This window comes from Arthrobacter sp. Y3225209 (assembly GCF_059090685.1).
The window spans coordinates 25,484-42,643 of sequence record NZ_JBNHFW010000013.1 but is presented as its reverse complement, the minus strand read 5'-3'; the positions used below and the strand labels follow the sequence as shown (position 1 = coordinate 42,643).

At 65.6% G+C, this 17,160-nt stretch carries 22 protein-coding genes and 1 pseudogene; 14 read left to right on the top strand and 9 right to left on the bottom strand.

The features are described from left to right. The first annotated feature begins 82 nt into the window (after positions 1-82). Complete coding sequence (locus AC5RVB_RS09090) at positions 83-1,054, top strand: aldo/keto reductase (RefSeq protein WP_494142529.1); 972 nt, start codon at positions 83-85, stop codon at positions 1,052-1,054. A gap of 37 nt (positions 1,055-1,091) precedes the next feature. On the opposite strand, the gene AC5RVB_RS09085 is transcribed toward AC5RVB_RS09090, so the two are convergent. Then, the gene (locus AC5RVB_RS09085; protein WP_494142528.1) at positions 1,092-1,796 is read right to left on the bottom strand and encodes an SOS response-associated peptidase; all 705 of its coding nucleotides are present in this window, start codon (positions 1,794-1,796) and stop codon (positions 1,092-1,094) included. A gap of 103 nt (positions 1,797-1,899) precedes the next feature. On the opposite strand from AC5RVB_RS09085, the gene AC5RVB_RS09080 reads away from it, so the two are divergent. Continuing rightward, on the top strand, positions 1,900-2,235 hold the full coding sequence (locus AC5RVB_RS09080; protein ID WP_494142527.1) for a hypothetical protein: 336 nt from the start codon (positions 1,900-1,902) through the stop codon (positions 2,233-2,235). A 58-nt stretch (positions 2,236-2,293) separates the two neighbouring features. Here the strand turns inward: AC5RVB_RS09080 and AC5RVB_RS09075 are convergent, their stop codons facing one another. Both AC5RVB_RS09075 and AC5RVB_RS09070 read right to left on the bottom strand, forming a co-directional pair. Next, positions 2,294-2,641, bottom strand: coding sequence for a hypothetical protein (locus tag AC5RVB_RS09075; protein WP_494142526.1), 348 nt, complete (start codon positions 2,639-2,641; stop codon positions 2,294-2,296). Positions 2,642-3,051: 410 nt separating this feature from the next. Further along, on the bottom strand, positions 3,052-3,897 hold the full coding sequence (locus AC5RVB_RS09070; RefSeq protein WP_494142525.1) for an aldo/keto reductase: 846 nt from the start codon (positions 3,895-3,897) through the stop codon (positions 3,052-3,054). A gap of 151 nt (positions 3,898-4,048) precedes the next feature. Here AC5RVB_RS09070 and AC5RVB_RS09065 point away from each other — a divergent pair, with 151 nt between their 5' ends. Together AC5RVB_RS09065 and AC5RVB_RS09060 are read left to right on the top strand one after the other, a co-directional pair. Continuing rightward, a complete protein-coding gene (locus AC5RVB_RS09065; protein WP_494142524.1) occupies positions 4,049-5,086 on the top strand; it encodes an SDR family oxidoreductase in 1,038 nt (345 codons plus the stop codon). Positions 5,087-5,127: 41 nt separating this feature from the next. Next, a complete protein-coding gene (locus tag AC5RVB_RS09060) occupies positions 5,128-5,760 on the top strand; it encodes a TM2 domain-containing protein (protein ID WP_227901641.1) in 633 nt (210 codons plus the stop codon). A 39-nt stretch (positions 5,761-5,799) separates the two neighbouring features. Here AC5RVB_RS09060 and AC5RVB_RS09055 read toward each other — a convergent pair whose 3' ends face one another. After that, positions 5,800-5,946, bottom strand: a complete 147-nt coding sequence (locus AC5RVB_RS09055) for a hypothetical protein (RefSeq protein ID WP_227901639.1) — start codon at positions 5,944-5,946, stop codon at positions 5,800-5,802. Between the two features lie 229 nt (positions 5,947-6,175). Between AC5RVB_RS09055 and AC5RVB_RS09050 the strand changes: the two genes are divergently transcribed. The 4 genes from AC5RVB_RS09050 (at position 6,176) to arfB (ending at position 8,987) form a co-directional block, all read left to right on the top strand. Further along, the gene (locus tag AC5RVB_RS09050; RefSeq protein ID WP_494142523.1) at positions 6,176-6,595 is read left to right on the top strand and encodes a LexA family protein; all 420 of its coding nucleotides are present in this window, start codon (positions 6,176-6,178) and stop codon (positions 6,593-6,595) included. Beyond that, the gene (locus tag AC5RVB_RS09045) at positions 6,588-7,895 is read left to right on the top strand and encodes a Y-family DNA polymerase (RefSeq protein ID WP_494142522.1); all 1,308 of its coding nucleotides are present in this window, start codon (positions 6,588-6,590) and stop codon (positions 7,893-7,895) included. Before AC5RVB_RS09050 ends, AC5RVB_RS09045 begins: the two co-directional genes overlap by 8 nt. 151 nt (positions 7,896-8,046) lie before the next feature. Next, entirely contained in the window at positions 8,047-8,493 is a 447-nt protein-coding gene (locus AC5RVB_RS09040) for a hypothetical protein (protein WP_290244953.1), read from the top strand. Positions 8,494-8,564: 71 nt separating this feature from the next. Next, a complete protein-coding gene (arfB, locus tag AC5RVB_RS09035) occupies positions 8,565-8,987 on the top strand; it encodes an alternative ribosome rescue aminoacyl-tRNA hydrolase ArfB (RefSeq protein WP_227927695.1) in 423 nt (140 codons plus the stop codon). 2 nt (positions 8,988-8,989) lie between these two features. On the opposite strand, the gene AC5RVB_RS09030 is transcribed toward arfB, so the two are convergent. Beyond that, complete coding sequence (locus AC5RVB_RS09030; RefSeq protein WP_494142521.1) at positions 8,990-10,363, bottom strand: CoA transferase; 1,374 nt, start codon at positions 10,361-10,363, stop codon at positions 8,990-8,992. Positions 10,364-10,469: 106 nt separating this feature from the next. Between AC5RVB_RS09030 and AC5RVB_RS09025 the strand changes: the two genes are divergently transcribed. Genes AC5RVB_RS09025 through AC5RVB_RS09015 form a run of 3 tightly spaced genes read left to right on the top strand, consistent with a single transcriptional unit; the run spans position 10,470 to position 12,298 of the window. Beyond that, positions 10,470-11,303 (top strand): SDR family oxidoreductase, encoded by an 834-nt coding sequence (locus tag AC5RVB_RS09025; protein ID WP_494142520.1) that lies wholly within the window; start codon positions 10,470-10,472, stop codon positions 11,301-11,303. A gap of 30 nt (positions 11,304-11,333) precedes the next feature. Then, positions 11,334-11,903 carry a DUF1697 domain-containing protein gene (locus AC5RVB_RS09020; protein WP_494142519.1) on the top strand — a complete coding sequence of 190 codons (570 nt, stop codon included), beginning with the start codon at positions 11,334-11,336 and terminating at the stop codon, positions 11,901-11,903. 23 nt (positions 11,904-11,926) lie between these two features. Beyond that, a complete protein-coding gene (locus AC5RVB_RS09015) occupies positions 11,927-12,298 on the top strand; it encodes a serine/threonine protein phosphatase (protein WP_494142518.1) in 372 nt (123 codons plus the stop codon). Positions 12,299-12,306: 8 nt separating this feature from the next. Here the strand turns inward: AC5RVB_RS09015 and AC5RVB_RS09010 are convergent, their stop codons facing one another. From AC5RVB_RS09010 to AC5RVB_RS09000, 3 genes and pseudogenes are all read right to left on the bottom strand, one after another. Further along, a complete protein-coding gene (locus tag AC5RVB_RS09010) occupies positions 12,307-12,477 on the bottom strand; it encodes a DivIVA domain-containing protein (protein WP_494142559.1) in 171 nt (56 codons plus the stop codon). A gap of 39 nt (positions 12,478-12,516) precedes the next feature. Beyond that, positions 12,517-12,669 (bottom strand): annotated as a pseudogene (locus AC5RVB_RS09005) (DivIVA domain-containing protein); the annotation flags it as partial. Between the two features lie 279 nt (positions 12,670-12,948). After that, entirely contained in the window at positions 12,949-13,389 is a 441-nt protein-coding gene (locus AC5RVB_RS09000; RefSeq protein ID WP_227927690.1) for a hypothetical protein, read from the bottom strand. 130 nt (positions 13,390-13,519) lie between these two features. Between AC5RVB_RS09000 and AC5RVB_RS08995 the strand changes: the two genes are divergently transcribed. The 3 genes from AC5RVB_RS08995 (at position 13,520) to AC5RVB_RS08985 (ending at position 15,944) form a co-directional block, all read left to right on the top strand. Continuing rightward, a complete protein-coding gene (locus tag AC5RVB_RS08995; protein WP_494142517.1) occupies positions 13,520-14,086 on the top strand; it encodes an MOSC domain-containing protein in 567 nt (188 codons plus the stop codon). 426 nt (positions 14,087-14,512) lie between these two features. Beyond that, positions 14,513-15,184 carry a hypothetical protein gene (locus tag AC5RVB_RS08990; RefSeq protein ID WP_494142516.1) on the top strand — a complete coding sequence of 224 codons (672 nt, stop codon included), beginning with the start codon at positions 14,513-14,515 and terminating at the stop codon, positions 15,182-15,184. 280 nt (positions 15,185-15,464) lie between these two features. Next, on the top strand, positions 15,465-15,944 hold the full coding sequence (locus tag AC5RVB_RS08985) for a hypothetical protein (RefSeq protein WP_494142515.1): 480 nt from the start codon (positions 15,465-15,467) through the stop codon (positions 15,942-15,944). Positions 15,945-16,184: 240 nt separating this feature from the next. Here the strand turns inward: AC5RVB_RS08985 and nrdF are convergent, their stop codons facing one another. Next, complete coding sequence (nrdF, locus tag AC5RVB_RS08980) at positions 16,185-17,159, bottom strand: class 1b ribonucleoside-diphosphate reductase subunit beta (RefSeq protein ID WP_227901618.1); 975 nt, start codon at positions 17,157-17,159, stop codon at positions 16,185-16,187. Position 17,160 lies beyond the last annotated feature (1 nt).

Sequence of the window (17,160 nt, the reverse complement as noted above, 5' to 3'; positions counted from 1 at the left end):
TGCCGTTCGGAATTGGCTTTCAGGCTACCCCAGCACAGTGACCGGTCTGGCCTGGGGTTGCGGTGCGGGTCACAATGGCCCGATGGAATACACCCATCTCGGCCGCTCCGGCCTGTCCGTTTCCCGCTTCTGCCTGGGCACCATGAACTTCGGCCCCAAAACCGACGAGGCGGACGCGCACGCCATCATGGATTCCGCCCGGGACACCGGCATCAATTTTTTCGACACCGCCAACGTCTACGGCTGGGAGCGCAAGGGCTGGACGGAGGAGATCGTCGGCCGCTGGTTCGCCAAGGGCGGCGGCCGCCGCGAGGACACCGTTATTGCCACCAAGCTCTACGGCTCCATGAGCGAGCGCCCCAATGACACGTTCCTGTCCGCCCTGAACATCCGCCGCGCCCTGGACGCCAGCCTGAAGCGTCTGCAGACGGACTACATAGACCTCTACCAGTTCCATCACATCGACCGAAACACTCCCTGGGACGAGATCTGGCAGGCCATGGAAGTGGCCGTGACCCAGGGCAAGATCATCTACAACGGCAGCAGCAATTTCGCCGGCTGGCACATTGCCCGGGCACAGGAGAACGCCGGGCGGCGGAACTTTGCCGGCCTGGTCAGTGAACAAAGCATCTACAACCTGATCAACCGGACCGTGGAGCTGGAAGTTATTCCCGCCGCCCGCCAGTACGGGCTGGGCCTGCTGCCCTGGTCACCGCTGCAGGGGGGGCTGCTGGGCGGGATCCTGCAGAAGGAGGCCGACGCCGGCGGGCGCCGGGCCGAGGGCAGGGTACGTGACCTGCTGGAGAAGCACCGGGGGCAGATCCGGCAGTACGAGGATCTGGCCGCCGAACTGGAGATCCCTCCGGGGGTCCTGGCCCTGGCCTGGCTGCTGCATCAGCCTGCGGTCACGGCTCCGCTGGTGGGACCGCGTACCCAGGAACAGCTGGATGAGGCGCTCCTGGCCCTGGACGTGCCCCTGGACCAAAAGACCCTGGACCGGCTGGACGAAATCTTCCCCGGCCACCGCACAGCACCGGAGGACTACGCCTGGTAGCCGGTCGGCTCAGGCGCTCGCAGGCACGCGCTCACCCTCAGGCGCTCGCAGGCTCAATCAGTTCCGGGCCGTTGTTCCGCACGGAGTTGACCTGACTGGAGACCACCCGCGGGGTCAGGACGGGTTCGGGCACGGCGTCGAGCAGCTGCGCAACGTCGCTGCCCCCGGTCAGCTTCGGGTCGAGCCAGTCCGCGTAGAGGTCCGGCGGGATGATCAGCGGCGTCCGGTCGTGGATGTGGCCCAGGGCGTCGGTGGCCTGCGTGGTGATGATGGTGACGCTCAGCAGCCACTTGTGCTCGTGGTCTTCGGGCAGTGCCGGGTCGGGCCAGAACTCGTAGAGACCGGCAAAGGCCAGCGGATCCTGTTTCTCCGAGTACAGGTACGTGGGGATCTTCCCGTCGGCGGTTTTCTCCCACTCGTAGTAGCCGTCCGCGGGCACCAGGGCCCGGCGCTTAACGGCGGCTTTGCGGAAGGCGGGTTTCTCCAGGATGGTTTCCCGCCGGGCGTTAATCATCCGTGCTCCGATTTTGGGATCCTTGGCCCAGACCGGCACCATGCCCCATTTCGCCGTCGCCAGCCGGCGGACCGGCTCCTCCTGCCGGAACCGTTCAGTGACAATCCGCACGTCATCCGTGGGCGCCACATTCCAGGACGGCAGCACATCCGGGCCCACCGACTGTTCGACGGCGAACGCTGACACGAGGTCCGACGTCGCCCTGGCCATGACATAGCGTCCGCACATGGCACCCATTGTGCACCATGGTCCGCCCGGCCAGGAGCGGCAACCCTCCCCCGCACGGCAGGAACGGTTACTTTCTTTCGAACATATGTTCTATTTTTAAAGCATGAACCAAAACGCTGCCGAGCGGCTCGCTTCCCGCTTGGTCCGGCGGGCAGAGCCCATCGGCCTGACGCCGGAGGAGCTGGACTTCGAGCACAATCCGGTCACCACGTCGGTGCCCGGCGTGCCGGTCTGGGCCTGGATCAGGTTTCCCGGAGCGGCCGAACGGGTAAAGGGTGAGGCCTGCAGCTGGTCCTCCCGGGCAGTGCAGGTGCTGTGGGAGGACGCCGGGCTGCGGCGGGCCACCTGGGTGTGGGCCTCTGCCGTGACCCGGCGGGAAAACAACAGCCGCAAACAGGCGCTGGGCGACAGGACGGCCCGGGACCGGACTCAGGGCTGAAGGACGCAGGGCTGAAGAACGCAGTGCTGAACGACCCAGCGGTGAAGGACGCAAACCGCTAAGGTGCCGCCCGGCAATTGATTTCATGCAAACCCGGCCAGACTGGATCACCGTTGCTGTGAAGGAGGAGCGAACCGCCGTCGGAGTGCCACTTGAGCTCATAATTTCCACTGCTAACCGGCTCGTACCCGTCATCGGCTGTCCAGGAACTGACCTTCCAGCCGATGCCGGCGGCGTTGACGACGTAGACCGTACCGCTGCCGGCAAACAGGAACGAGACTTCGCGCACTGCCACACGGCAACCATCGCTGTTGGCCGGTGAGAGGACGTGATACTTGGCGCTGGAAACATCATCCAGTGCACCCAGCCCGCTGAAGAGGACCGAGACAACCGCCGGCAGGGTCACGAACCAAGGCCACCGGTTGCGCCGGTTCCGGCCCCTGAAGGTACTTGATGATCGCCGTCTGGACGAATCCACTTTCAGCAACGCCACAGCGGCCAGGAGGAGAACACCGCCGACGGCCCACCCGGGAACCGCCTGCTGGCCGAGAACGAACAAAAATCCAGCCCGGCCCATAACACTGCACAGCGGGGCGAGCACCAGCAAAATAACTGAAGCCCGGAAAAGCCTGGACGAAGGCTCCGCCCCGGCCCCGACTGGTCCTGCGGCCCCGGCTGTTCCGGCGGCCCCGGCTGTTGCGGAAGCCCCGTCTAGTCCTGAAGCCCCGGCTCCACGGGCATCACCTGGTCCCACGATCCTCCTTCATCAGCGGTGGCAGATTCCCGACCCCGGACACGTATGCCGGGCGCCGTCCCTCAGTATTGGCTGAAATCGGCCGTCGCCGGGTCCGCACCCAGCCGGCTGCCCTCGTCCAGGCCGTCCAGGACGTCCAGGTCCTCCTGCGCCAGGTCCAGCTGTGCGGCGGCCAGGTTTTCCCGCATCCGCGCTGAATCCGCTGATTTGGGAATGACGATCCTGCCCGACCCCAGATGCCAGGCCAGCACCACCTGGGCCGGTGTGGCAGCGTATTTATCCGCGAGCGCGGCAACTTCGGGCGCGTCGAGGCCGGTGCCCTGCCCCAGCGGCGAGTACGCCTGCACCGCTATCCCCCGCGCCGCTGTCTCGGCGGCGAGCGCTGCCTGGCGGAAACCGGGATGAAGTTCAATCTGGTTCACGGCCGGCAGTATCCGGCTCTGCTCGGCCAGGGCGTCAAGATGCTCCACCAGGAAATTGGAGACGCCGATGGCCCGCATGAACCCGTCCTGATAGAGGCCCTCAAGTTCCTTCCAGGCCTGGACGAAGCGGCCCTGCGACGGGACCGGCCAGTGGATCAGGTAGAGGTCCACGACGTCGAGGTTCAGAGTATGCCGGCTCTCCAGGAACGCCGACCGGGCCCGGCCCTGGTCCCCGTTGCGCAGTTTGGTGGTCACAAAGATCTCCGAGCGCGGAATGCCCGACGCCGCGATGGCCGCCCCCACTCCGGCTTCATTGCCGTAGGCTGCCGCGGTATCGATGTGCCGGTATCCGGCGGCGAGCGCGTCCTCGACCACTTCCTGCGTCCGCTCCGGCGGAACCTGGAAGACACCGAACCCAAGCTGCGGAATGGGCACTGAATTGCCCAGTGTCAGATCCGGGACAGGGATGCCTGGGCTGTCGGTCATTGCGTCGCCCTTCCTGGGAGTCCGCCCCGGCCTGTGGCTTAGGCTGGGTGCAGTTGGGTGCCGGGAACCTCCACCTAAGCCCGGCTTCCCGACCCCGTCAAGGAGCGGGCCGGAGGAACTTCGGTCATGGAACTCTCGAGTAAGGCATCGCGTGGCATTGAATCTGCTCTTCATCGGCGGGACCGGCGTGATCAGTTCCGCCGCCGTCGCCCGCGCTCGCAGCCTGGGGCACCGCGTGGCCGTACTGAACCGGGGCGTCTCCGGGGCGCGCCCGGCACCGGCCGGCGTCGAGCATCTCAGCGCCGATGTGCGGGATCCCGCCGCCGTCCGCGCCGCCTTGGGGAACCGGGAGTTCGACGCCGTGGCGGACTTCGTGTCCTACACTGCCGACCATGTGGCCGCTGCCGTGGAGCTGTACCGCGGCCGTACCGGGCAGTACGTCTACATCAGTTCCGCCTCGGCGTACCAGAAGCCGCCGTCGCAGTTGCCTGTCCGGGAGTCCACCCCGCTGCGTAATCCGTTCTGGCAGTACTCCCGGGACAAGATCGCCGGTGAGGATGTCCTGGTGGAGGCTTACCGTGCGGAGGGGTTCCCGGGAACCATCGTGCGCCCTTCACATACCTATGACGCGACCAAGGTGCCGCTGATCGGCGGCTGGACCGATATCCACCGGATGCGGGCGGGGCTGCCGGTTCTGGTGCACGGTGACGGCACGTCCCTGTGGACGCTGACGCACAGCCGGGACTTTGCCACGGGGTTCGTCGGACTGTTGGGCCGGCCGGCCGCCGTCGGGGAGAGCTTCACCATCACCTCCGATGAGTTCCTGCCGTGGGATGCCGTCTACCGCACCCTGGCCTCAGCGGCGGGGGTGCCGGAACCGCAGCTGGTGCACGTGGCGTCCGAGACCATCGCGGCCCATGATCCGGGGCGCGGCCCGGGACTGCTGGGAGACAAAAGCCATTCCTCCGTCTTCGACAACACCAAGATCAAGGCCCTGGTTCCCCAGTACTGTGCGGCCATTCCCTTTGCTGCCGGCGCCCGCGAAATCCTGGGCTGGTATGACGCCCATCCGCAGGCGCAGGTTCCGGACGCGGGCTGGATGGATGTCAGCGACCGCCTGGCTGCGTGGGCCGGCGCCGGCGCGGCCGACGGCAGGCGGCGGAAGAAGTCGCCGGCAACCGGTGTTTGACTGTTAGAGTGCCTGCAAGAGGCCAAATGAAAGGCAACAGCATGTCGGATAAAAACCCGTTTGCGGGACTGGGTGACGGAGCACGTTCCAATTCCGGTCCCGACGGCGACCAGTACGCCTACCCGCAGTCCAACGAACCGCGGCCGGCACCGCGGCCTCCGGAGTCCCCGGCCCCGCAGCAGGCACCGTATCAGCAGTACCCGAACCAGCAGCAGGGCCAGTATCCGGCCCAGCAGTACCCGGGCCAGCAGCAGGGCCATGCCTACCCCGGCCAGCACCAGACGCCGCCGCAATACCCCGGCTATCCCGGCGGCCAGCCCCCGCAGGCCTACCCGAACCAGGTCCAGAACTACCCCGGCCCCGGGCAGCACCACCCGCAGCCCGGATACGGCCAGAACCAGTTCGGTCCCGCCCCGTACGGGCAGGGACCCTATGCACAGGGTTACCCGTCCCAGAAGTCCCGGGTGGTTGCCGGTCTGCTGGGCGTATTCCTCGGCGCCTTCGGGGTGCACCGCTTTTACCTGGGCAACTCCGGCATCGGCGCAGCCCAGGTGGTGGCGACCGTGTTCACCGGCGGCTTTGCCGGCGTCTGGGGATTTGTGGAAGGCATCATGATCCTCTGCAACGCCCAGCCCTTCCGCACGGATGCACGCGGCATCCCGCTCAAGGGATAACGCGACGCAGGACTGTCCCGTCCGACGACGGCGGGACAGTCAGCCCTGCATGTTACGGCGGTAGCGGTGCTCCAGCAGCAGGCGGGCTCCGTTGACCACCAGCGTTTCGACCGGCACCCCCTGTTCCTCGGCCAGTTCCTCCAGTTCCCGTCCCAGCTTCGGCGGGATCTGTACCTCAATGATCATGGCTTAAATCGTATAGCCGCCGCTGGCCCCTTCCTGACGGAACGTCCGTCAGCTGCGTCACCCGGCAGTGTGCTCCGGCCGGATATGCCTGCCAGTCAGCGGCACGGATACCCGAAGACGGACCCGCCCGGCTGCCGGACCGCCACCGCTGCCCCCGCCCCGACGTCGGCGGTGCTAGTCTGGACATTCGAACGTTTGTTCTAGTGAAGCCCGGCGGGAAGGCGGATACATGGCGGTATTTTCAGCAGACCGTTCCCGCAGGACAACACCGCCGGCGGAGTCCGACGCCGCAGCGGCAGCCGGCTTCCCCAGCCCCGCCCGCGACTATTTCGACGGCCGGATAGACCTCAACCGGCACCTCATTCGCGACCCCACTTCCACCTACGTGGTGCGGGTGGACGGCGATTCGATGGCGGGCACCGGTATCTGCAGCGGCGATGAACTGATCGTGGACCGCTCACTCACTCCGCGGGACGGCGCCGTCGTGGTTGCCGTGGTGAACGGCGAGCTGGCGGTACGCCGGCTGCTGCTGGACGGCGGCCGGATCCTGCTGCGGGCGGACAGCCCGGGGTATGCGGACATCGAGGTGGCGGAACCGTCCGAACTCTCGGTATGGGGCGTTGTGACGCGTTGCCTGCACCATGTCTGACGCGCCCGGGACGGCCGCTTCCGGCGAACGGATTGCCCTGGTGGACGTGAACAGTTTCTACGTCTCCTGCGAGCGCGCCTTCGACCCGAAGCTTGCCGGTGTGCCCGTGGTGGTGCTCTCCAACAATGACGGCTGCGTGGTGGCCCGCTCGGATGAAGCCAAGGCCCTGGGCATCAAGACCGGGACCCCCTGGTTCCAGCTCGCGGAATCCGCCCCGCAGGTGGGCCTGATCCAGCGCTCCAGCAATTACGAGCTCTATGGCGACCTGAGCTCGCGGGTGATGGAACTGCTGGGCCGTTATGCCCTCTGGCAGGAGGTCTACTCCATTGACGAGTCCTTCCTTGGCCTGGCCGGCACCCCCGCCGAACTGGATGCCCAGGGCGCGACCATCCGCGCCGCCGTCGCCCGGCACACCGGCCTGCCCGTCTGCGTGGGCATCGGCAGCACCAAAACCCTGGCCAAGTTCGCCAACCGGATCGCCAAACAGAACCGGCACCTGCAGGGCGTGTGCAACCTGGACACCATGGACCCCGCCGTCGTGGACACCATCATGTCCCGGGTACCGGTGACCGGCCTGTGGGGTGTGGGCTCCCGGCTGGGGGTCCGGCTCGCGGCACTGGGAATCGAGTCCGTGGCGGACCTGCGGGCGGCAGACCCGGCAATGATCCGGCGGAAGTTCTCGGTGATCCTGCAGCGCACGGTGCTCGAGCTCAACGGGACCTCCTGCATCCCGCTCGACGACGAACGCGCGGACCGCAAGCAGCTCATCTTCTCCCGCAGCTTTTCCACGCCCGTGACCACCCTGGCGGATATGCGCCAGGTAATGAGTATCTACGCGCAGCAGGCCGCAGCGCGGCTGGAGCGGGAAGGCCAGCAGGCCTCCGTTCTGACCGCCTATGCGGGAACCTCGCATTTCAGCACCTCCGCTGCGTCCTTCCCGTCCGCCACCGTCCGGCTGGCCGCCCCGACGTCGGACCCGGTCCTGCTCAGCCGGGCCGCGGTCAACGCTCTGGACGCCCAGGTGGTCGAAGGCGTGCCGTACACCAAGGCCGGGGTGATGCTCAGCGGGTTGGAAGCCGCCGGAGCGCAGCCGCTCTTCGAGGAATTCGTCTCCGCCCAGGAACGCCGGAACCTGGGCGAGCTGCTGGGCCGGGTCACGGACAAATACGGGGCGGCGAGCATCGGCCTGGGCATCGCCGGGATGGCAACCGCCAAACCCGAGTGGACCATGTCCCGCAAATACTCCTCCCCGCGCTACACCACCGAGTGGAGCGAGCTGCCGGTAGTGAAGGCGAACTGAGCGGATACCTGCACCCTCCCGCCCGCATAGGTAGTTCCTGACTGAGTGCCGCTGACAGCCCATGGCCCGGCGGGGTAGCCTGCCGACTCAGGAGCAGGGCGGACTCCATCCGCCCGCCGGCTCCTGTCTCGCAGCCGTCCCGGGGGTTCACATGGAAGTATTCTGGCCCGGCGCCGTCATCGGCCCGGTAGTTATGCTGCTCTGCTTCATCGGCTTCAGGAAACGCGAGGCGCTGGCCCGGGGTTTCTTTGCGGGGCAGGAAGCCCTCCACGGAACGCAGCGGGCCAACCGCATCATGGGCGAACCCGCGGCACGGCCGGGCAGGCTCACGGCTCCCCTGCTGGGCGGCATGGCGCTGGGCGCAGTGTTCTTTGTCCTCTCGGTCACCGGAGTCCTGGCGACGGACAGTCCGGCGGCCCCGGCCCCTCCCCCGGGCTTTTTCCTTCTCGCGGCTGCGGGCATCGGCTTTGGCGCGTCCGCCATGGTGTATGTGCTGACCCGGAAAGGACGCAAACCCGTAAGGGCACTGCTGTGGGCACTGGTCCTCTCCGGGATGGCCTGCATCCTCCTCGCCGGGGTGCTGTTCCTGCGCCAATGATGCTGCCGGCCCCTTGGTATCCCGGGACGGCTGATATCCGGGTACGGCCGCTTCCATGCGAGGCTGTAACCATGGATCTGGTGGTATCGCCTGCGCTCACAATCCCGGCAGCGGAGCTCACCTGGCGCTTCTCCCGTTCCTCCGGTCCGGGCGGCCAGCATGTGAACACCTCCGACAGCCGGGTTGAGCTGCTGTGGAATGTTGCCGGGTCGGCGGTGCTTACGGAGGAACAGCGCGGGATGCTGCTCGGGCGCCTGCAGAACCGGCTGGTTGCCGGCGTACTCACCGTGACGGCGTCGGAACAGCGCTCGCAGCTGCGCAACCGCGAGACCGCCCTGGCCAGGCTCGCAGCCCTGGTCGCAGACGGGCTCGCCCCCGCACCGCCGAAGCGGCGCAGGACCAAACCCACCCGGGGCTCGAACTACCGGCGGTTGGATGCCAAGAAACAGCGCTCAGCGACCAAGCAGCAACGGCGGCGTCCCCCACGGGATTAGCATCATCGCCAGGCCAGGTCCGCGCTGCCATAGCGCGGCGGAAGCCAGGGATACTCAAGCTGGTGACCGTTGATCTGCAGCGGCGGCGGTACGTAGGTCAGCGACCCATAGTCTGCAAACCCGCTGCGCAGCACCGGACCGGGCAGCGCCGCAGGCTCTGTCCCCGGCGGCGGACCCGGCAGCGCCAGCAGTTCCTGCGCCGTCCGGGCCAGCGAGAGGTGCGCTGAACCCGCGGCCCCCTGCCGGCGGGCCGCCACCAGGGCGAGCGCGGCAGCGGACATTCCCAGTCCGGTCGCGTAGTCCAGGGCCTGCACCGGGAGCGCGCCGGGCCGCCAGCCGCCGTCTTCCCCGGCACCGCCGTACAGGTACGAGATACCGGTGGCAGCCTGCACAATACTGTCAAAACCCCGCCGCCCGGCCCACGGTCCCCGGTCGCCCCAGGCGTCCAGGGACACCACGGCCAGCTGCGGGTACTCCGCCCGCAGCGAGCCGGCATCCAGGCCCAGCCGGGCCATCGATCCGCCGCGGTAGGCGGTCAGGACGACCTCGGCCTGCGCCAGCAGGGCACGCAGCCGGCGGCAGGCCTCCGCACCGGCGAGGTCCGCAACGGCGCTGCGCTTGGCGAATCCGGTGTCCACGTACTGGTCCTCCAGTTCCGGAATGGCCGGCGGATCCACGCGCAGCACATCGGCGCCGAGTGCGCCCAGAAGGCGGCTCCCCGAAGGGCCGGCGATGACCCGGGTCAGGTCCAGCACGCGCAGCCCGTCCAGGGGCCCGGCGTTTCCGGGGCGGGGCGGCAGAGCAGGATCCACTGCGTCGAGCTCCAGCCGCAGCCAGGGTTCGGCCTGCAGGACACGCCCCTGCTCCGAGTCCGCCCATGCCTGCGGTGTCCGCACCTCGGCTGCCAGCCCGCCGTGCGCCGTTACCACCGCTTCCACCTCCGCCGAGGTACGGCCCCGGACCGCGGCGTCCACCTCCCCGGGGTGCTCCGCCCCGAGTGCCGTGAACAGGGCCCGTTCATGGTGTGGATAGTTCGCATGCAGCCGCACCCAGCCGTCGGCCGTGGGGCGGAACCCGGAGAGCGGAGCGAACCCCTGGGCCTGCCTGTTGTTGATCCGCACGTGCGCGTAGGAAGCGAAGGCGGCAGCAGCGCCGTCGGACGTAAAACTGATCCGCGTCCCGCGACCAGTAGACGACGCGTAGGCGGCGACGGCGGCAGCCAGCATCTGCAGGGAACCCAGCGCGAGCCCTTCAACGTCCAGCCGGCCCGCCCACCACCAGCGCCGCCCGGACCAGGACACGGCGTCCCCGGCCTGCTCCGGCAGCAGGCGGGCCAGGCTGTGCAGCAGCGGCGGTACTCTCCCGGGCAGGCTCATGAAAGGATTATGCACCCGGCGCAGCTTCCGGAAACCACCGGGTTTAGGCTTGGCACATCGGGGCGGTTCCCGACCCTCGAAAGGCATTCCCGGACAAAGGAGCATCATGGCAGCGGATGTACTGGTAATCATTGGCGTGGGCGGCATGGGACTGGCTGTGCTGCGCCGGTCCGGGGCCGGCCGGAAGGTCCTCCTGGCCGATTTCAACGAGGACCTGCTCGAAGTGGTGCATGCCGCGGCGCTCGGCGAGGGGTTCGACGCCGTCTCCGCCCAGGTGGATGTCTCCTCCCGCGACTCGGTGGCGTCCCTTGCCGCCACTGCGCGCGAGCTGGGCACCGTGACGGGCGTGGTGCACACGGCCGGGCTCTCCCCCGTCCAGGCCCCGGTGGAGGCCATCTGGAAGGTGGACCTGTTCGGTGTGGCCGTGGTGCTGGAGGAATTCGAGAAAGTGATCGCTCCGGGAGGTTCCGGCGTCGTGATTTCGAGTATGGCCGGTTACCTGGGCGGCGGCGGGCTTTCCGCAGAGGATCTGGCCAGCCTCGCGGCCAAGCCCGCCGATGATCTCCTGCAGCTTCCGCTGGTTGCCGGCATCGATAACCCGGGATATGCCTACAGCGTGGCCAAGCGGGCCAACCAGGTCCGGGTCCAGGCCGCCAGCCCGCGCTGGGGTGCCCGCGGGGCACGGGTGAACAGCATCAGCCCCGGGGTCATTGCCACCCCGATGGGCCAGCAGGAACTTGCCGGAGAATCCGGCGCACAGATGCGCGCCATGATCGAGGGCTCCGGCACCAAGCGGGTAGGCACCCCGGCAGACATCGCCAATGCGGCTGCCTTCCTGCTCAGCCGCGACTCCAGCTTCATCACCGGCACCGACCTGCTGGTTGACGGCGGCGTTGTGGCCGCCGTCGAAACCGGCGGGCGCAGCAGGCTGGCCGGCTAGGTGTACTGAGACGGCCAGGAAGGCGGCTCCATGACTGAGCAGCAGGGACCGGATGCGGAGCACACCCCGTATCTGGCCCTGCTGCGCGGCATCAACGTTGGCGGCCGCAACAAGGTGCCCATGAAGGCCCTGAAGGGACACCTCGAGGACCTGGGCTACCGGGACGTTTCCACGTACATTGCCAGCGGCAACGTCCTGCTCTCCTCGGATCAGGACGCTGCCACGGTGGGGCGGGGCATCGAGGCAGCGCTGACCCGGCACTTCGACCTTGACGATGAACTGATCAGGGTCCTTGTCCTGACCCGGGATCAGCTGCAGGCGGTGGTGGACCGGAAGCCGGAGAACTTCGGCGAACGTCCGGACCTGTACCACTCCGATGCGGTCTTCCTCATGGATATCGACGCCGGAACCGCCATGGGTGCCTTCCGCCCGCGGGAGGGCGTGGACACGGTCTGGCCGGGCGACGGCGTGATCTACTCCCAGCGGCTCAGCGCCGAGCGTACGAAGAGCCGGCTGAGCGCGATTGTTGCGTCCCCGCTGTACAAGTCCATGACCATCCGCAGCTGGAACACCACCATGAAGCTCAGGGACCTGTTCTAACCGCTCAGTGTTAGGGTCCATGCATGGATCCGATGCCGACCGAGAATACTTTTGACCACAGGCGCAGCTGGGACAGCCAACACGTCGGGTACATCCATGTCACCGAGGACGGAAGGTTCGTGCCCTTCGACCTCCTGCACCGCATGCGTACCGGCCCCGGGGATCTGGATGCTGCCGAAACCCTGCTCGATGATCTGGGGCTGCAGATGTTCACCGAGGACTGGTGGCTGGACGTCGACGGCGGACAACGGCTCCCCGTGCTGATCCAGGAAGTCCACCGGGACCGGATCACGGTGGCGCCCACAGCGGAAGGCGCCATTGCGAAGGCAGTCGATATGACTGCCGCCACGGTCCTCCTGCTCCCAACCGACCGGCTGCATCAGGCCGGGCGCTAGGACCGTTTTTACGGGATCACGTTGCCGGAGATCCGGGCGCGAAGCTGCTCATTTTCCGCATCCCACTGTCGAAGCCCCGCGATAATCTTCTGCAGGAAGTCATCCACTCCATCCTGGTCATAACCCTCCCGGAATTTTGTGGGCGAGAACTTCTGGTTAATGACCTGATCTGCGCTCATGCCCGGGTTCGCGGTGAACACCGGCTGGCTGAGCGGATTGATGATGTGCCGTTGAAGCAGCTCATTTTCTTCCTGGAGCCGGCGCAGTTCCCCGACAATCGTGTCCAGGAACCTGTCCACTTCATCCTGGTCATATCCTTCCCTGAATTTGGTCGGCTGGAACCGCTGCGCCACCACGTCCTCGGCCGTCATTGCCGAGTTGCCCTGCGCCGCTTTTTGCCCGCCCGGCTGCTTATCCGCCGCTGTCTTGGACTTTTTGACCAGTGAAAACACGAAGTAAATCAGCAGGGCAATTCCCAGAGCCCACCAAAGGATTACGGAGCCGCCGTCGTCGCTGCTTTCCTGGGCCATTGCCGCAATATTCGCCAGGAACATGATGTGCTGCCTCTCCTCGGTCTGCCAAAACAATTCGCCCTGAATACTACCGGCAATACCGGATTCCTTTCAGCAATCCCGCAGGTTTTATTTTAGCTATTCCGTGCCGCCGTTAGTGACGAACCTGCCGCCCATCGCGTCAGCAAGTTCGGAGACTTCGTTGCTGCCCGGAACTGTACCGTCGCGGCCCGGAAGGACCAGCACATGCCAATTGTTCCCTTCGGCAAAATAGCCGGGCCCGTTCTCCGCACCCTCGATCAGTTCCGTGGCCTCCATCCGGTCCGCCTCGTTGTCGTAGCGGATGATCTCGACCGTTTCAGTGCACATACGGTACTGGGGCAAATAGCCGTCAATCTCCACGGTCACAGGCTCGGCCGTGGTGGCTGGATCGCAGTCCAGGGTCGCGGCAACGGCGTCGTAGGCTTCATCAACGGAGGCGAAGGAGGACAGGGCCGGTTCCGTGGAGGAAGCAGCGGTGCAGGCAGCCAACAGGAACGCCGCAGGCAGCAGCACCAGCGCAGAAGCAGTCCTTTTCATTCCATGTCCCCCGTCCGCGGCAATTTCGCATATCCTCGCACGCTTCGGCGCGTATGCCCACCACCTTCTGCCCGCCGGTGAGGCCTGCCGGGACGGCCGGCGCGCCGGAAAAAACGGATAGCGTAGACACATGAGCTACGCGTACGACGTCGAGATCCTGCACTTGCTCGTCTCGGGCGGACACGCCTACTTCGGCCGCGCCAAGGACGGTCCCGCCGATGTTGAGACCGCCGACGCAGATCGGGCAGAGGTAGTGGCGGGCAAGGGCATTGTGGGTGACCGGTTCTTCGGCAAGGCAGCCCACATGGACGCGGCCGTGACCCTGTTTGCAGTCGAGTCCCTGGAAGCCATCGCGGCCGATATTGGTGCCGGCCCCTTCAACCCGCTGCTCACCCGGCGCAACGTGGTTCTCCGCGGCGCCGAATTGGTGCCGCTCATCGGACAGGACTTCACCCTGCGGACCCCCGGCGGCAGCGTGGACTTTCACGGCGGCCGGCACGCGCACCCCTGTGCGTGGATGGATACCGTCCTGGCTCCCGGCGTACACAGGGCGATGCGGGGCCGGGGCGGGCTGCGCTGCCGGCCGGTCAGCAGCGGCCTGCTGCAGCGGGGACCTGCGGTGCTGATCAGTCCGGTCCCGCTGGACCCTGCCCGGGCGGGAGAACCCACGCTGCTGCGCCCCGGCCGGCTGCCCTAGGTGCCCTCCTGGTTTGTGGACGGGGCCCGCAAGTGATTGAATCCCCCGGCTTCGAGCACGGCGGCAAGACGCTGACGGGTGCGTGCAACGTCCCCCATCACAGCCTGACCATAGCTGGGTTAAAGCAACGCGCCGCAGCAGGCCTCGAAGGCCCGCCGCGGCAGTGCTTATGAGATTCCGCATTACTTAGCCATATCCCGAGATAGATGGTCATCCTCCAGTGTCGTTGGCCAACCGTTCTGCCGGGAGTCCATCTGGGCTGCCGCCGACCAGCCTCCTGATGACGAGGAGGTAATCGCTGATCGGACGCGAAGCCCCGGCAACGAGTGCGCCGGCAATAAGGGCGCTGCACAGGTCCAGCAGAGGAAAGACAGGCGAACGCGTTAGGATGGCGCCCACGCCGAAAAATTACACAATGGGGGAAGCATGATTTCGGAAAGCCAATTCTCGACACTTATGACAGAGGACGTCTTCGGCAAAATCGAAGCTCCCGAATGGCTTGTCTCAGAACCGGGCGGCCCTTTCAGCCAGCACGCGAGCTGGGCCGTCTGGAGCAAGCGCACAGATGTAGGCCCCGTAAAGGCATCCCAGGACATGACGGTGGTGGAATCCTACGACGCCCTCAAGGACATCATCCATAACAACGTCATCCTGCTTGGCTTCAACAGCGGGACGCACGCACCCGGTGCGGGTGCCGGACAGCCCTGGGCAAACTTCCACTGCGGCAGCCGTGACTACCTGACGGCCTACGGCACTGCTGGAACGCCCTTGGAGGGTGCCTACATCACCGACTTTTACAAGGGACTTCCAACCAGAAACTCGAAGGAGCTTAAAGACAAGCTCAAGGCGGGCGGTCCGGAATACGAAGCCGGTATCAACAAGCTGATGACGGCTGTCTTTGATCGGGAAATGGAGATTATCGGCGCCGCTCCCGAAGTCCCCGTTATTTGCCTCGGTTTCGATACCTACCAGGCATTCAGCAAGGCGTTCGGCGACAGCCGACCAGCTTTCCGTGCACCCCACGCCGGCCATGTTGCGCTCAACAAAGCGGACTTTGCCGACGAAATGCGCCCGGTCATCGCTGCCGCCGGCCTGTAGATCCCACTGCAACCCAGGCCGCCGAAGGGAAACGGAACTCTGCACAGGCGTCCGCCCCATCGCCCCGCCCCGCCCGGAGCCTTCTGGGACCGAGCGGGGCGGTCGTGCGTCTAGGCACACCCGGGAGATGCCCCTGGTTCAGGCTCGTCGCCTGGGTATCCGAATCCCGCCGCGTTTCATTGACTATGCCGCACACGTGTAGACACAAAGAGCAGCCGCGACTGCAAGCGCTGAATATTCAGAGTCTCCAGAAACATCAATATCCTAGGGCTGGCACTCCTTGAGGGAATCCAGCATCGCCTTTATTGAGTCCCCGCACCGGAAGATTGCATTGAAAACCTTCACTAAGTTCCTACTCCTCATCGCCACGGTCAGCGCTGTGATTACTGTCGCTATACTTTTCTCCGATCAAACCCGTGCGGTTGATGAACGGCTCCCTGTCCCCGCAGAGTTCGCCACCTCAGAGCACAGGGTCAGGGAAGTCGCACCAGACAGCGGAAGGAAGAGAGATTGGGAGTACGAGGATTCTTCAGGCAATAGCATGAAAATGTCGAAATGTGATGATTCCGGCTTTTTCTCGTCGTCCAAGACCTGCTTTGTAACTGAAGATAAAATGGTGTGGTTCGAATATATAGACACCAGAGGCCAATCCCAGGAAGTAATCACTTACGACGGAGTTGAGTACAAGGCAGAATGTATCCGGAACGGCAGTTTCTGGGACTGGAATGTCAAAATGTACTGCGGATCAGAGCCTCGCTGAATCTCCCCTCCCGCGGTGGTGGACACTGGGCCTGGCCGTCACCCGGCAGCTCCGAGACGGCCGCGATGATCACCGCCACCCGGCCGCCGGGCTTCAGTAAGTTGCCTGACACTGGCCAACTAACTTGTCAGCTCATAGTAAAAACCCGCGGCACCGGACCTTTCGATCCGGTGCCGCGGGTTTTTACTGCGGATTTTTTAGTTCTTCAGCAGCCAACCACCCGGGTGCTGAAAAACGGAACTAGAAGTCCCAGTCGTCGTCTTCCGTGTTCACGGCCTTGCCGATCACGTAGGAGGAACCGGAGCCGGAGAAGAAGTCGTGGTTCTCGTCGGCGTTCGGGGACAGGGCGGAAAGGATGGCCGGGTTCACGTCCGTCAGGGTGGACGGGAACATGGCCTCGTAGCCCAGGTTCATCAGCGCCTTGTTGGCGTTGTAGTGCAGGAACTTCTTGACGTCCTCGGCCAGGCCGACGCCGTCGTACAGATCGTGCGTGTACTGGACTTCGTTTTCGTACAGCTCGAAGAGCAGCTCGTACGTGTAATCCTTCAGTTCCTGGCGGCGTTCCTCCGGCAGGGTCTCCAGTCCACGCTGGAACTTGTAGCCGATGTAGTAGCCGTGCACAGCCTCGTCACGGATGATCAGGCGGATCAGGTCTGCCGTGTTTGTCAGCTTGGCCCGGGAGGACCAGTACATCGGCAGGTAAAAGCCGGAGTAGAACAGGAAGGACTCCAGCAGGGTGGAGGCAATCTTGCGCTTCAGGGGATCATCACCGCGGTAGTACTCGGTGACAATCTGCGCCTTCTTCTGCAGGTTCTCGTTCTCGGTGGACCAGCGGAACGCCTCGTCAATCTCCTTGGTGGAAGCCAGGGTGGAGAAGATCGAGGAGTAGCTCTTGGCGTGCACGGACTCCATGAACGCGATGTTCGTGTAGACCGCTTCCTCGTGCGGGGTGAGCGCATCGGGGATCAGCGACACGGCGCCAACCGTGGCCTGGACGGTGTCCAGCAGCGTCAGTCCGGTGAACACGCGCATGGTCAGCTGCTGCTCTTCCGGGGTGAGCGTGTTCCAGGACTGGACGTCGTTGGACAGCGGCACCTTCTCGGGCAGCCAGAAGTTGTTGACCAGACGGTTCCAGACTTCTACGTCTTTCTCGTCCTGGATGCGGTTCCAGTTGATCGCCTGCACGTGGTCGATCAGCTTCAGCTTCTCGGTCATG

Coding starts and splice junctions, on each gene's coding strand:
- AC5RVB_RS09090 (WP_494142529.1), top strand. CDS start 83: ATGGAATACACCCATCTCGGCCGCTCCGGCCTGTCCGTTTCCCGCTTC.
- AC5RVB_RS09085 (WP_494142528.1), bottom strand. CDS start 1,796: ATGTGCGGACGCTATGTCATGGCCAGGGCGACGTCGGACCTCGTGTCA.
- AC5RVB_RS09080 (WP_494142527.1), top strand. CDS start 1,900: ATGAACCAAAACGCTGCCGAGCGGCTCGCTTCCCGCTTGGTCCGGCGG.
- AC5RVB_RS09070 (WP_494142525.1), bottom strand. CDS start 3,897: ATGACCGACAGCCCAGGCATCCCTGTCCCGGATCTGACACTGGGCAAT.
- AC5RVB_RS09060 (WP_227901641.1), top strand. CDS start 5,128: ATGTCGGATAAAAACCCGTTTGCGGGACTGGGTGACGGAGCACGTTCC.
- AC5RVB_RS09055 (WP_227901639.1), bottom strand. CDS start 5,946: ATGATCATTGAGGTACAGATCCCGCCGAAGCTGGGACGGGAACTGGAG.
- AC5RVB_RS09050 (WP_494142523.1), top strand. CDS start 6,176: ATGGCGGTATTTTCAGCAGACCGTTCCCGCAGGACAACACCGCCGGCG.
- AC5RVB_RS09045 (WP_494142522.1), top strand. CDS start 6,588: ATGTCTGACGCGCCCGGGACGGCCGCTTCCGGCGAACGGATTGCCCTG.
- AC5RVB_RS09040 (WP_290244953.1), top strand. CDS start 8,047: ATGGAAGTATTCTGGCCCGGCGCCGTCATCGGCCCGGTAGTTATGCTG.
- arfB (WP_227927695.1), top strand. CDS start 8,565: ATGGATCTGGTGGTATCGCCTGCGCTCACAATCCCGGCAGCGGAGCTC.
- AC5RVB_RS09030 (WP_494142521.1), bottom strand. CDS start 10,363: ATGAGCCTGCCCGGGAGAGTACCGCCGCTGCTGCACAGCCTGGCCCGC.
- AC5RVB_RS09025 (WP_494142520.1), top strand. CDS start 10,470: ATGGCAGCGGATGTACTGGTAATCATTGGCGTGGGCGGCATGGGACTG.
- AC5RVB_RS09020 (WP_494142519.1), top strand. CDS start 11,334: ATGACTGAGCAGCAGGGACCGGATGCGGAGCACACCCCGTATCTGGCC.
- AC5RVB_RS09015 (WP_494142518.1), top strand. CDS start 11,927: ATGGATCCGATGCCGACCGAGAATACTTTTGACCACAGGCGCAGCTGG.
- AC5RVB_RS09010 (WP_494142559.1), bottom strand. CDS start 12,477: ATGAGCGCAGATCAGGTCATTAACCAGAAGTTCTCGCCCACAAAATTC.
- AC5RVB_RS09000 (WP_227927690.1), bottom strand. CDS start 13,389: ATGAAAAGGACTGCTTCTGCGCTGGTGCTGCTGCCTGCGGCGTTCCTG.
- AC5RVB_RS08995 (WP_494142517.1), top strand. CDS start 13,520: ATGAGCTACGCGTACGACGTCGAGATCCTGCACTTGCTCGTCTCGGGC.
- AC5RVB_RS08990 (WP_494142516.1), top strand. CDS start 14,513: ATGATTTCGGAAAGCCAATTCTCGACACTTATGACAGAGGACGTCTTC.
- nrdF (WP_227901618.1), bottom strand. CDS start 17,159: ATGACCGAGAAGCTGAAGCTGATCGACCACGTGCAGGCGATCAACTGG.